The sequence below is a fragment of the Denitrobaculum tricleocarpae genome, from assembly GCF_007004665.1.
Classification (GTDB): domain Bacteria; phylum Pseudomonadota; class Alphaproteobacteria; order Kiloniellales; family Kiloniellaceae; genus Denitrobaculum; species Denitrobaculum tricleocarpae.
The window spans coordinates 1,028,573-1,040,688 of sequence record NZ_ML660052.1 but is presented as its reverse complement, the minus strand read 5'-3'; the positions used below and the strand labels follow the sequence as shown (position 1 = coordinate 1,040,688).

Annotated in this window: 10 protein-coding genes; 7 read left to right on the top strand and 3 right to left on the bottom strand. The window is 59.3% G+C overall.

Translation table 11 applies throughout. The features are described 5' to 3' along the window. Nucleotides 1–228: 228 nt before the first annotated feature. The 3 genes from FKG95_RS04770 to FKG95_RS04760 all read left to right on the top strand — a co-directional run bounded on the left by FKG95_RS04770 (nt 229) and on the right by FKG95_RS04760 (nt 4,483). Nucleotides 229–1,188: a ribonucleotide-diphosphate reductase subunit beta gene (locus tag FKG95_RS04770; RefSeq protein WP_142895129.1), complete on the top strand. Its 960-nt coding sequence runs from the start codon at nt 229–231 to the stop codon at nt 1,186–1,188. A 274-nt stretch (nt 1,189–1,462) separates the two neighbouring features. Further along, on the top strand, nt 1,463–3,259 hold the full coding sequence (locus FKG95_RS04765) for a patatin-like phospholipase domain-containing protein (RefSeq protein WP_179953928.1): 1,797 nt from the start codon (nt 1,463–1,465) through the stop codon (nt 3,257–3,259). Nucleotides 3,260–3,574: 315 nt separating this feature from the next. Then, complete coding sequence (locus FKG95_RS04760) at nt 3,575–4,483, top strand: DMT family transporter (protein ID WP_142895127.1); 909 nt, start codon at nt 3,575–3,577, stop codon at nt 4,481–4,483. A 26-nt stretch (nt 4,484–4,509) separates the two neighbouring features. Here the strand turns inward: FKG95_RS04760 and FKG95_RS04755 are convergent, their stop codons facing one another. Together FKG95_RS04755 and FKG95_RS30305 are read right to left on the bottom strand one after the other, a co-directional pair. Continuing rightward, a complete protein-coding gene (locus FKG95_RS04755) occupies nt 4,510–5,697 on the bottom strand; it encodes a vWA domain-containing protein (protein ID WP_179953927.1) in 1,188 nt (395 codons plus the stop codon). Between the two features lie 143 nt (nt 5,698–5,840). Continuing rightward, nucleotides 5,841–5,972 carry a hypothetical protein gene (locus tag FKG95_RS30305; protein WP_281281419.1) on the bottom strand — a complete coding sequence of 44 codons (132 nt, stop codon included), beginning with the start codon at nt 5,970–5,972 and terminating at the stop codon, nt 5,841–5,843. A gap of 326 nt (nt 5,973–6,298) precedes the next feature. On the opposite strand from FKG95_RS30305, the gene FKG95_RS04750 reads away from it, so the two are divergent. From FKG95_RS04750 to FKG95_RS04735, 4 genes are all read left to right on the top strand, one after another. Next, a complete protein-coding gene (locus FKG95_RS04750) occupies nt 6,299–8,662 on the top strand; it encodes a xanthine dehydrogenase family protein molybdopterin-binding subunit (RefSeq protein ID WP_142895125.1) in 2,364 nt (787 codons plus the stop codon). Nucleotides 8,663–8,740: 78 nt separating this feature from the next. After that, entirely contained in the window at nt 8,741–9,613 is an 873-nt protein-coding gene (cysQ, locus tag FKG95_RS04745) for a 3'(2'),5'-bisphosphate nucleotidase CysQ (protein WP_425456735.1), read from the top strand. 297 nt (nt 9,614–9,910) lie between these two features. Beyond that, a complete protein-coding gene (locus tag FKG95_RS04740) occupies nt 9,911–10,303 on the top strand; it encodes a hypothetical protein (protein WP_142895124.1) in 393 nt (130 codons plus the stop codon). A gap of 376 nt (nt 10,304–10,679) precedes the next feature. Continuing rightward, nucleotides 10,680–11,438 carry an SDR family oxidoreductase gene (locus tag FKG95_RS04735; RefSeq protein WP_142895123.1) on the top strand — a complete coding sequence of 253 codons (759 nt, stop codon included), beginning with the start codon at nt 10,680–10,682 and terminating at the stop codon, nt 11,436–11,438. A gap of 15 nt (nt 11,439–11,453) precedes the next feature. Here the strand turns inward: FKG95_RS04735 and parA are convergent, their stop codons facing one another. Next, nucleotides 11,454–12,092 carry a ParA family partition ATPase gene (gene parA, locus FKG95_RS04730; RefSeq protein WP_142895122.1) on the bottom strand — a complete coding sequence of 213 codons (639 nt, stop codon included), beginning with the start codon at nt 12,090–12,092 and terminating at the stop codon, nt 11,454–11,456. Nucleotides 12,093–12,116 lie beyond the last annotated feature (24 nt).

The following is a 12,116-nucleotide window of genomic DNA, read 5'->3' as shown; positions in this document are numbered from 1 at the left end:
CGATGATAAGCCTGATGGCTTCAGGCAAACAAGATCCTGGTCATTTGACCGCCTAGACCGATTTTCAGCGTTTCAGGAACCGGAACGCAGTTTACTTTTTAAGAGCCTCTCACCAGTTCAAGTAGGGCGTGAGAGGCCTTCGTTTCTGCGAACGTTTCTGCGAAGCGAAATGAATTATCCGGCAAGGCCGCGGATCTCGGTTCGCCCTGCCGCAGAGGAGAACACCCCATGTCCCTGTTGGATGCAAGCCCGGTTTACAAGCCCTTCCGCTACCCCTGGGCCTATGACGCCTGGTTGATGCAACAGCGGATCCACTGGCTCCCGGAGGAAGTGCCGCTCGCCGACGACGTCAAGGATTGGCAACAGAAGCTGAGCGATGCTGAAAAGAACCTGCTGTCGCAGATCTTCCGTTTCTTCACGCAGTCGGACGTGGAAGTGAACAACTGCTACATGAAGCATTACAGCCAGGTCTTTCAGCCGACCGAAGTGCAGATGATGCTCTCCGCTTTCTCCAACATGGAGACGGTGCATATCGCGGCCTATTCGCACCTGCTCGACACCATCGGCATGCCAGAATCCGAGTACTCCGCCTTCCTTCACTACAAGGAGATGAAGGACAAGTACGATTACATGCAGGAATTCGGTGTCGAGACGAAGGAGGACATCGCGCTGACCCTCGCGGTCTTCGGAGCCTTTACCGAAGGCCTGCAGCTTTTCGCCAGCTTCGCGATCCTGCTCAACTTCCCGCGCTTCAATAAAATGAAGGGCATGGGCCAGATCGTCTCCTGGTCGGTTCGCGACGAAACCCTGCACACCCAGTCGGCGATCCGCCTCTTCAAGACCTTTATCGGTGAAAACCCGGAGGTCTGGACCGACGATTTCGAACGCGAGCTTTACAAAGCCTGCGAGACCATCGTCACCCATGAGGACGCCTTCATCGACCTGGCCTTCGAAATGGACGGCATCGAGGGTTTGACCGCCGAAGAGGTAAAAGCCTATATCCGCTATATCGCCGACCGCCGTCTCAACCAGCTCGGTCTCCAGCCGCTTTACCGCACTGAGAAGAACCCCCTGCCCTGGCTCGACGCAATGCTCAACGGTGTCGAACACGTCAACTTCTTCGAGAACCGCGCGACCGAGTACACCAAGGCGGCCACCCAGGGCAGTTGGGAAGAAGCCTTCGCCTGAGGGGGCTCTCTCTCGGAATATCCCCCTTCGGCAAGTGGCAGCCGTTGCGCATCAACAACTTCAATTTCGATAACGCTTCGGAATGGTCTTTTGCGCGCCTCCCTGCCAAGGCCGGCGGGGCAGCGAGGGCCAACGTATCGTAAAGCCCCACCTTTAAAGAGAAAAATAAATGAATTGATCCCCTCATGATTGTACGTGATCATGGTAAATAGCGCTTATTAGTTGCCGTCCACAAAAAGTGAGGGGGGAGGTCATGCTAGGATGCGACTTGATCATGAAGGGTGGAATCACGTCGGGGGTCGTCTATCCTCACGCCATCGCTGAAATCGCTGAGGAATACCGGTTACACAATCTGGGCGGCACATCCGCTGGTGCTATTGGCGCTGTCATGGCATCAGCAGCCGAATATCGCCGGCAGGATCCAGATAATCTCGGCACTAAGGCCGGGTTCGACGAGATTCGCGAGCTATCGAGAGAACTTGGGCAGGACATGCGCTCTTTGTTCCAAGCATCTCCGCAACTCCAACCTCTGTTCGACATTTTAATGTCGGTTGTCGAGAAACCCAAAAGTAAGAGTACGATCGCAGCCTTACTGCCCGCGGTGCTGAGAGCTTACAAAAACCGGGTCGCGATTGGCGTTGGCCTTGGAGCTGCCGTTGTTGCGGCAGGCATTATGCGCGGCGAACTCTGGCTGGCAGTCCTGGGCGTATTTCTGGGTATTGCAGCGGGCGTGGTTCTCGTGGTTTTGGCGCTGAAGACTGCAATCTTCGGGGATCTGCCAGACCATGATTTCGGTCTCTGCCCGGGTCTGCGAACCTCCGGCAACCTGAAACCAGGCCTGACGGACTGGATAGCCGATAAAATCGACTCCATTGCAAACAATCTCAACGCAGCGGGAAAGCCGGAAACACCGCTCACAGTGGGTCAGTTGAATGACCGGGACATCAACGTAGCAACAATGACGACAGACCTCTCGTCCCGTCGCCCCTATCAATTGCCGCTTAAAAGCCGGCATCACTTGTTTTCAGTGCGCGAAATGATGCAGGTGTTGCCCGAGCGTGTCGTCGATCATCTGGTGAAGATGGGAGAGCGTCTGGAACACAAAAATCCGGCAATTCCGGACGATCTCTATCACTTGCCGATCGGTCGCGATTTCCCGGTCGTGTTGGTGGCACGAATGAGTCTGAGCTTCCCGGGCCTTATACGGGCCGTTCCACTCTATCGGTTTGACGATCAGTTAAAAGTCGACGGTGACAATGCGAAGAAGATTCGACGTTGTCTTTTCTCAGATGGCGGGATCTCATCAAACTTTCCGATCCATTTCTTTGACGCTCTCTTGCCGCGGCGGCCGACCTTCGGCATCTCGCTGACAAGCTTCGATAAAGCGCGCCACAATTGTGAGCGCGTGCACTTGCCCTCCGGAGTCCAGCAGAGCACAAACCTTCCGATCCAGCCGATTACAGGTATCTTGGGTTTTCTGGGCTCAATCGTGAATACAGCAAAAGACTGGCAAGACTCGTTGCAATCGCTCATGCCAGGATACGCCGAGCGTATCGTTGAGATTCGGCTTGACGATTCCGCGGAGGGCGGCATGAACCTGGACATGTCACCAGAGACCATCTGCTGCCTTAGCAAATATGGTCGTCAGGCCGGACAGCTGTTGCTCGGTAATTTCAAAATGAACGAACATCGCTATCTTCGCGCGATCTCACTTCTCAAAACGACCGAAGGCGACTTAGAAAAATTCGCGAATTCCTACGACGCGGCCCCAGATGGTGCCGAGGCAACAGAACCGACCTATAAGACCTATAAACAGATCTTCTGTGACTATCAGCCTGAGGCCTACCGCAACACCGAAACCTGGCGTTGCGATGTCTTGGGTGGGCTTGCAAAAGCGCTGGCCGATATCGGCACCAAAGCAAAGAACGATCACGCTAAACCTGGCAATAAGAGCGTCCGAAAAGGCAGTTTGCCAAGCTTCGATGCACGACTGCGATTAGTTGCCAGCGCCGACCGAATTCCTGAACATGCCCAAGCCATTACTCCCAGCGACGGTGGCGATAAAGAGTAGGCAGTGAAACGGCGCCTTAAAGAACAGTCAGAACCCACCCGGCTTTGACGATCCAAGGTGTTACTGCGGTAGGTGCTTGAGCTTTCAAACTCGGTAGGACCCGAAATACGATGCGGTCCCACATCTACATGGTGATAAGCTGAATTGCACTGCATGCGCACACCGCTCAAGAGATAGATCTTTAACAGTGGCGCCATCGCCTCAGATCCTCATTTCGAATCTTTTTATCTGAGGCGCGATCACTCCTGACAGAACCTTGTCAGGAGTGCCTCGGTAGTATCGGTTATTCTCTCAAGATCGGGGCCCTGAACAGAAATGACCACACTTCCCGCGGCTGACAGCAGCACGGCAGGCAATGCCAGGGGCCACCTGATCGGGGTGCTGCTCGTGCTGGCCTCGGCGGTCGTTTTCAGTCTGGCCGGCGTTCTGACCAAGATGATCGAGAGCAATGCCTGGACCATCGCCTGCTGGCGGGGCCTCTTTGGCGCGGTCTTCATCACACTCTATGTTCTCTGGCGGGAACGCAAGCGCGGCGCCGGGATAGCCGTGACTTTCTCGCTCGGCTGGCGCGGCTGGCTGCTCGCCAGCATCGGCAGTCTCTCGACTCTCGCCTTCATCAACGCCTTCAAACTGACCTACGTCGCAAACGTCGCGATCATCTACGCCACCGCGCCCTTCATCGCGGCGGCCCTGGAATGGATGATCCGCGGCGTAGGCGTTCGGCCGTCGACCATGCTTGCCGCAACCACGTCCCTGCTGGGGGTGGCGGTCATGGTCGGCGCCAGCGCCGCAAGCGGGGCCCTGGCGGGTGATGTCCTGGCGCTCGGCATGACCCTGGGCATGGCGCTTTATATGGTTCTGATCCGGGTCTTTACGGAGACGCCGGTCGTCCTGGCCGCCGCCGCATCGGCGCTTCAGCTCTTCGTTCTGGGCTGGTTCGTCACCGACCCCCTGGCCGTTTCGCAAAGCGACGCAGTTCTGCTGGTCCTCTTCGGCGTGGTCTTTGCGGCCGCCGCCATCCTTCTGACCGAAGGCACGCGTCTGATCCCGGCCGCCGAATCCGGCCTGCTGGGATCCGCCGAAACCCCCTTTGCCGTCCTGTTTGCCTGGCTGATCCTGTCAGAACTGCCGCCCGGCGCCAGCTTCATCGGCGGGGCCATCGTGATTTTCGCCGTCCTCGGCCACGCGGCTCGGGATTTTTTCAAGCCCCCCTCGACCGCGTAGCAGGGATCAGCCAATCGCCTGCGCGATCAATAAGCGATGCCTTTTGCCGCCCCCTGTTCACGGATGATCGCACCGACCTCGCCGTCGAAGGAGTCGGTGTCACCCTGCCTGGCCAGTTCTTTCTTGATGTAGCCATCGCGCAGGGTCACCAGATCATTGATCTTCCGTCGGAGCGACTCTCGCTCCGCGGCCCGTGCCGCGATCGCGGCTTCCTGCTCTTCGCGGCTCAAGCCCTGAAGTTCGGCAGGGAGATCCTCGGGCTTGACCGCATCGAGTGTCACGCGGCCGGAGGCCAGATCGTTGATCAACTCACCGCGGCCAGTGACGATTTCTTCTTCTGCGCCCTTTGATTTCTGATAAGCGGATTTATCGGCGATGACCGAGCTGGGCGCAGCCGCAGACCGTTCAATTTTTCCCAGCACCTCGTCCTGCTGAGCGCGTCCGCCGTAAGGCAGCGCCGTGCGGTTCAGGCGCTGATTGAGCGACTGAATATCCTGATCGTAGGGAGTCTCGATAACCTGCATATTGCCGCTTTGCGGAATGGCAGCGAAGCGCCCCTGGGCCAGCCGGGCGATTTCACGCCAGACCTCAGCCGTGTCCCGGGCGCTGCCGGCCAAAACCGTGTTGATCACGATATCGCGCTTCGCCGCACGCCGCGCGGTGACGTGGTATTTAACGTCGTCGGTGTAATTCATTTTTGGCGGCGCATCGCCGACCAGAAAGGCCACACGGTAAACCGAGCGCCCCCGGTCCCAGCTCAAGCCGTTGATCGCGTCGTCAAGGGCCTGATTGACCGACTCCGGGGTGTCGCCGCCGCCATCGGCTTCGAACTTCAGCAGCTCCGCGTAAATCCGGTCGATATCATCGGTCAGGTCGAAGCTGCGCGTGACATAGGCGTCACCCCGGTCCCGGTACCCGATCAGTCCCATCCGCAGATCCGGCGCCACCTCGGCGTCCAGCATCTCCTTCGCGATCGACCAGATTTTGACCTTGGCGCCCTGGATCAGATTGGCCATGGATCCGGTCGTATCCAGCAGAAAGACCACATCGATCTTTGGCTTGATCTGCTGTTGTCCATTTTCGGTTGGGGATTCGCCCTGGCCCTGATGATCGCGCTTGAAATGCGCATCGCTGGAAGGCTGCTGAGCTGCCAACGGCAGCCCGGCCAAAATTATGCAGGTCGCCGCCATCGCGGCAGCCGTCAGTCGTCCCATGGCAACACCCTCTTGTCTGAAATATGAACAGATAAGAAGAGGCCAGGACATCACGACCGGCACAGGGCTGAGAAAAGGCGAGTTTTAGGCAAAGTTGTGTCCGTCCGCTGCAGAAGCACCGGATACAGGCCAACGCAAAGGCTTTAGAGGTCGGACAGCTCCGGCGAGGGCTGCTCGGACACAGGCGGTGTCTTTTCGCCCCGCGCGCACAGCAGGATACAAGCTAAACCCAATCCGATCGCACCCCAAAGGACGCCAGCGTAGATCAATTCCATGTTTTCCGATCTCCCAGCATCACCGGATTGCACCCGCGGAGTTAGTCTCTTCCGCTTATGCCGTAGATAGATTAACGGCCCGTTAGATTCGCGTGACAACTGTCGGTTTTGCCGGGCGCAAACAACAGATCTGCCATGCGGAAAACGCATGGCAGCGTAGCGCGGTAGTAAGAAGCCCAAGCGAAGCGTAATGCCCGGCCCCAAATCGATGCTGTGACGAAGGTAACTCAGGCCGGACAGGCCGAGAAATTGCGGTTGGTCGCCCTACATCACTTACCTATGATCCTGCGGCGACAGGTACTTCCACAGCGATACGGGGTTTAGGCATGGTGAAATTCGGGGTCGGCCAAGGATTGCGGCGCGTCGAGGATGAGCGTCTTTTGACCGGCTATGGCCGCTATACGGACGACATCAAAGAAGACGGCGAGGTCTTCGGCTATGTTCTGCGCAGTCCCTATGCCCATGCCGACATCCGTTCCATGGACCTGGAAGATGCCAAGGCCGCGCCGGGTGTTTTGGGGGTGTACAGCCATGAAGACCTGACAGCTGACGGTGTCCAGAATATTCCATGCATGACGCCCATCCCCGGCAAAAACGGCACGACACCCATCATGCCGCCCCGTCCCGCGTTGGCCAACGGCCGAGTCCGGCACATCGGCGATCCCGTCGCCTTTGTGGTCGCGGAAACGCTCGAGCAAGCCAGAGACGCCGCCGAACTGATTTTTGTCGACTACGCGGATCTGCCCGCCAACGTGCGCTCCGACAAGGCCCTGGAAGCCAGCACGCCGCAAGTCTGGGACGAGGCCCCCGGAAACCTCTGCCTGGACTGGGAAGAGGGCGACCGGGCGGCCACCGAGGCCGTAATCGGGAAGGCCCACAAGGTCGTCAGGCTGGAGCTGATCAATAACCGGGTCGTGGTCAATGCGATGGAACCCAGAGGCGCTTTGGCCAGCTACGATCCCGAGAGCGATCAGATGACCCTGGTCAGCGGCAGTCAGGGCGTCTTCTCGCTGCGCAATCAGCTGGCCGAGCGTATCTTCCAGGTCCCGCCGGAAAAGATCCGGGTCCGGACCCAGGATGTGGGCGGCGGCTTCGGCATGAAGATCTTTGTTTATCCGGAGCAGGTTCTGGTGATGTTTGCGGCGCGGCGGCTGAAGCGGCCTGTCCGTTGGACCGGTGACCGCAGCGAGAGCTTTATGAGCGACAGCCAGGGCCGCGACCATGTGACGAGCCTGGAAGCCGGCCTGGACGAAAACGGCAAGATCATCGCTCTGAAGGTTTTGACCATCGCTGATCTGGGTGCCTATCTCTCGAACTTCGGGCCGTACATCCCCACGCTCTGCGGATCTTACCTGCTCTGTGGCGTCTATACGATCCCGACGCTTTACGTCGAGGTGAAGTGCGTCTTTACCAACACTGTCCCGGTCGATGCCTATCGCGGTGCCGGCCGGCCGGAAGCCGCCTACGCGATCGAGCGCCTGATCGACTACGCCGCTCGCGAGATTGCTATTGCCCCCGACGAGATGCGCCGCCGGAACTTTATACCGCCGGATGCCATGCCCTTTAAGACCTGCACAGGCATCACATACGACACGGGCGACTTTGCCCAAATCATGCGCCGGGCCCAGGAGGCCGCCGGCTGGGGCGACTTCGAAGCACGCCGTGCAGAGGCCAAGACGCGCGGCAAACTGCGCGGACAGGGCATGGCGTCCTACATCGAAGCCTGCGGCGGCATTGGCGAGGAAGAAGCGCGTATCAAAGTGAACGCTGACGGCGGGATCACGCTTTTCATCGGCACCCAGAACAACGGACAGGGTCACGCCACTGCTTACGCTCAGATCATCGGCGACCGGCTCGGTCTGGAACCGGAGCAGATCGAGCTGCGCCAGGGCGATACCAATGAACTCGCCTCCGGCGGCGGCACCGGCGGCTCCCGCTCCGTTCTGATGGGCGGCATGGCAATCACCGGCGCTTCCGAGAAAGTGATCGCCCGCGCCCGGGAAATCGCCGGGCACTTGCTGGAAGCGGCAACGGACGACATCGAGTACAACGCGGGCATCCTCTCCATCGCGGGCACCGATCGCCGGGTCTCTCTGGCGGACGTTGCGCAAGCCGCCCAAACGGGGACCGGCCTGCCTCCGGAGGCGGCCGAAGCCTTGAAAGAAGGGATCGACGAGACCGCCAAATTCACGGACACGCCTCCCAAGACCTATCCCAATGGCAGCCACATCTGCGAAGTGGAAATCGACGCGGAGACCGGTGTCGCCAAAGTGGTGCGCTATGTCATCTATGACGATTTCGGCACGGTCATAAATCCCCTGATGGCAGCGGGCCAGGTCCATGGCGGCACTGTGCAGGGCATCGGTCAGGCGCTCCTGGAACAGACGGTTTACGACCCGGAGACGGGGCAACTGCTCACCGGTTCCTACCTGGACTACTGTATGCCGCGCGCCGACGATATTCCGGACATCGAACTGACCATGGTCGAGGACATGCCCTGCGCCACCAACGACATGGGCATGAAAGGCGCGGGCGAGGCCGGATGCATCGGTGCGCCGCCGGCCGTGATCAATGCAATTGTCGACGCACTCGCGCCCCTGGGGGTCCGGCATGTCGATATGCCGGCCACCCCGGAGAAAATCTGGCGGCTGATTCAATCCGCCGACGCGAATCGGGTGGCGGCTGAATAAAGAAGCCGTTAGAAACGGGCCATGGATCACCAGGCCCGGTTTTATTGCAGCTGAGCCCGCAGACGCAAAGTGACAGCGATGAGCGACAAGACCGACGAGGCGATATCGGCAGCCGCGGTGCGCCCGGCATCTTCCGAAGAATCAGAAAGCGATGATCTGATGGCCGCACTGCGGCTAATCGCCGAGCGGGCGGGCAAGGTCATCCTGCAGTATTACGTCGACGCCGAAGAGATTACGGTGCGCCAGAAAGACGATGCCTCCCCGGTGACCGATGCAGACGAAGCCGCCGAGACCTTCATCCTGGGCGCCCTCAACACACTGACGCCGCACATTCCGGTGGTATCGGAAGAAGCCGCGTCTGCCGGTGAGATCCCGGAAATCGACGGGGATTTCTTCTGGTTGGTCGATCCCCTCGACGGCACCAAGGAGTTTATTTCGCGCAACGGCGAATTCACCGTCAACATCGCGCTGATTGAGCACGGTGTGCCGGTCGCAGGCGTCGTTCATGCGCCGGCGCTGGCCATGACCTGGACCGGCGCAGGAGAAGGCACGGCCAACTTCTCGGAAACCGACAACCCGCCCATGAAGATCTCGGTTCGGGAAATCCCGGACGAGGGTGCGACCGTCGTCGCGAGCCGCCGCCATGGCACCGGCGAAAAACTCGAGCAATTCCTGGCCAGCCGCAAGATCAACGATCGGGTAACCGCAGGCAGCTCACTCAAATTCTGTCTGGTGGCGAGTGGTCAAGCGGACCTTTATCCGCGCTTCGGGCGTACCATGGAATGGGACACCGCTGCCGGGCACGCGGTATTGCTGGCCGCCGGCGGTGACGTCTGGACCCTGGAGAACGAGCCTTTGGACTACGGCAAGGCCGGATTCGAAAACCCCGACTTCATCGCCGAGGGGGTTCATCTGGATGCAGGTTTCGAAAGCGCTGAAACTGAGGGCTGATCGTCCGGATCCTTCTCGATTTTTTCGTCAAGTTACCGATCAGCTTGCTCTCCAGCCAAGTGGTCCGTATTTGCGCGAGGAATCGGGAACGGCTCACTTAATGTCACGCTTTTGTGTTGAGACCTGATTTGCTCGCATTCACCTGAACTTGGAGACTGCCCGGGTCGTCGCGCTCTGCGGCGCATACCCGAGAGCTGTTCTCATTTGTTTATGTGGCGAATGCCCGACCGGACGACAGATTCTGAGGCTGTTTCTGTTTTTTGAAGGCGGGCCAATGAAATTCAGGAGCTTCTATCCATGACAACACAGAAAACGAAAATGCTTGCGTCCACCAGCCGCCGGAACGTCATCATGGGCGGCGTGGCACTGGCCAGCGCAACCCTGCTGAGCGCTTGCGCCAGCAAGGGCAAGGACAAAGGCTACAACCCTTGCAACCCCTGTGCGGCGAAGAACCCGTGTAATCCCTGTAATCCCTGTAATCCCTGCGCCGCCAAGAACCCCTGCAATCCCTGCAACCCCTGCGCCGCCAAGAACCCGTGCAATCCTTGTGCAGCGAAAAACCCCTGTAACCCCTGCGCTGCCAAGAACCCCTGCAATCCCTGCGCTGCGAAAAACCCCTGTGCGGCAAAGAACCCCTGCAACCCTTGCAATCCCTGCGCAGCCAAGAAGAACCCCTGCGCAGCGAGCTAGCGCGCTTCACGTTCAAACGAAGGTATTTATTCGAAGCCCCATCTGAATCAGCGCTTGCAAGGCACAGCGCGTTCGAATGGGTCAGAGAAAGCGGTTGAACCCAACGCGCACAAATCGGTCCGGACCGGTATTCATACGCAGCAGCCATAAACGGCGGCAGACTCTGTGACACCGAAACAGGGGCTGCCGCCGTTTCTTTTTCTCATTTCCGATCTGATCGGCCCGGTACCACGGGTACCATGTCCCCTGTCCTTTATGTCCAATTGACGCCACCGAAGTCTGGAGTCACAAGAAGTTAAAGTGCTATTCTGTCTCGCAAGAGTGAACCGGGCACAGGCCCATCGTTTCAAAACACTTCGGAAAATTGGGTAGATAAATGACGGCGGATCATAAAGTCGCACTGGTGACCGGTGCAGGAAGCGGAATCGGCAAACACGCCGCCATGGCGCTGCTGAAGGCCGGTTATGCAACAGTCCTGACGGGCCGCCGGCTCCGCCCCCTGGAGGAAAGCATCAAGGAAGCGGGCGCCACCGAAACACCGGCGCTCGCCGTGACCTGCGATGTCGGTAATGCCAACGATGTTGCCAGCCTCTTTTCCAAGATCGAGCAAAAATTCGGACGCCTGGACGTTCTTTTCAACAACGCGGGCACCAATGTGCCGCCCCTGACACCTGACGAGATCACCCCCGAACAGTGGGCCACCGTGATCAGCGTTAACCTGACGGGTGCGTTTCACTGTACCCGCGAGGCCTTCAAGATGATGAAGCGCCAGAAACCGATGGGGGGACGGATCATCAACAACGGTTCGATTTCCGCCCAGTCTCCGCGTCCCGGCTCAGCGCCTTACACCGCAAGTAAACACGCGATCACCGGGTTGACCAAGTCCACGTCACTGGACGGGCGGCCCTTCGACATTGCCTGCGGACAGATCGATATCGGCAACGCAGCCACCGACATGACCACGGCCATGGCCGTCGGCGTGCCGCAGGCCAACGGCACCATGGCGGTCGAACCGACCATGGACGTCAAGCATGTGGCGGATGCGGTGGTGCATATGGCGGGCCTGCCGCTGGACGTGAACATTCAGTTCATCACCGTGATGGCGACCAAGATGCCCTTGGTGGGACGCGGCTAAAACAACCTGATACTGCTATCCCGCTGCGCGCAGGATTTCCTTGGACAGGGCACGGATTTCGCTGGCGGCCAGCCCGCGCGGCTGAACCTCGCCAACGGCCCGTCCTTCGGCCAGGGCCGCGGCGAAGGCCACGCGGTTGCCCAGGCGCGCCTTGGCGATCTTGGCACCGTAGCCCTTGATTTCGGCGAGCATTTCCTCGGTCAGATTGGCCCGTGGCGGCACACGGTTGAGCACGAGCAGGGACGGCACACGCTCCTGCTGCGCCAGTTCCAGAGTGGGTTTGGTCGCCCAGACATCCATCGGCGAGGGCTGCACCGGTATAATCACCAGGCTCGCCGAGCGGACTGCGATCTTAGCTTCCGTCTCGGCATGGGGCGGGCTGTCGACCAGGACGATGTCATGATCCCGGGCCAGCTTGTCGATCTCGGCCCGTGACCGCCAGCCCTTGACCGCAGACACCAGCAGTCCGGCGCCGGCATCGCCCAGATGCTCCTCGCGCAGGCGGTACCACATGGTCAGGGATTGCTGCGGGTCGATATCGACCACGGCGACAGACTTCTTCGCGGCGGTGAAAGCAACCGCGAGATGGGCCGTGACGGTCGTTTTTCCGGCACCGCCTTTTTGCTGTGCAACAGTCAAAATTTTCCCGGCCATGCTGAGTTCTCCCGTTTGCAGACG

What these genes read in the sequence shown, in the direction of transcription:
- FKG95_RS04770 (WP_142895129.1), top strand. Translation starts at nt 229, where the DNA reads ATGTCCCTGTTGGATGCAAGCCCGGTTTACAAGCCCTTCCGCTACCCC.
- FKG95_RS04765 (WP_179953928.1), top strand. Translation starts at nt 1,463, where the DNA reads ATGAAGGGTGGAATCACGTCGGGGGTCGTCTATCCTCACGCCATCGCT.
- FKG95_RS04760 (WP_142895127.1), top strand. Translation starts at nt 3,575, where the DNA reads ATGACCACACTTCCCGCGGCTGACAGCAGCACGGCAGGCAATGCCAGG.
- FKG95_RS04755 (WP_179953927.1), bottom strand. Translation starts at nt 5,697, where the DNA reads ATGGGACGACTGACGGCTGCCGCGATGGCGGCGACCTGCATAATTTTG.
- FKG95_RS30305 (WP_281281419.1), bottom strand. Translation starts at nt 5,972, where the DNA reads ATGGAATTGATCTACGCTGGCGTCCTTTGGGGTGCGATCGGATTGGGT.
- FKG95_RS04750 (WP_142895125.1), top strand. Translation starts at nt 6,299, where the DNA reads ATGGTGAAATTCGGGGTCGGCCAAGGATTGCGGCGCGTCGAGGATGAG.
- cysQ (WP_425456735.1), top strand. Translation starts at nt 8,741, where the DNA reads ATGAGCGACAAGACCGACGAGGCGATATCGGCAGCCGCGGTGCGCCCG.
- FKG95_RS04740 (WP_142895124.1), top strand. Translation starts at nt 9,911, where the DNA reads ATGACAACACAGAAAACGAAAATGCTTGCGTCCACCAGCCGCCGGAAC.
- FKG95_RS04735 (WP_142895123.1), top strand. Translation starts at nt 10,680, where the DNA reads ATGACGGCGGATCATAAAGTCGCACTGGTGACCGGTGCAGGAAGCGGA.
- parA (WP_142895122.1), bottom strand. Translation starts at nt 12,092, where the DNA reads ATGGCCGGGAAAATTTTGACTGTTGCACAGCAAAAAGGCGGTGCCGGA.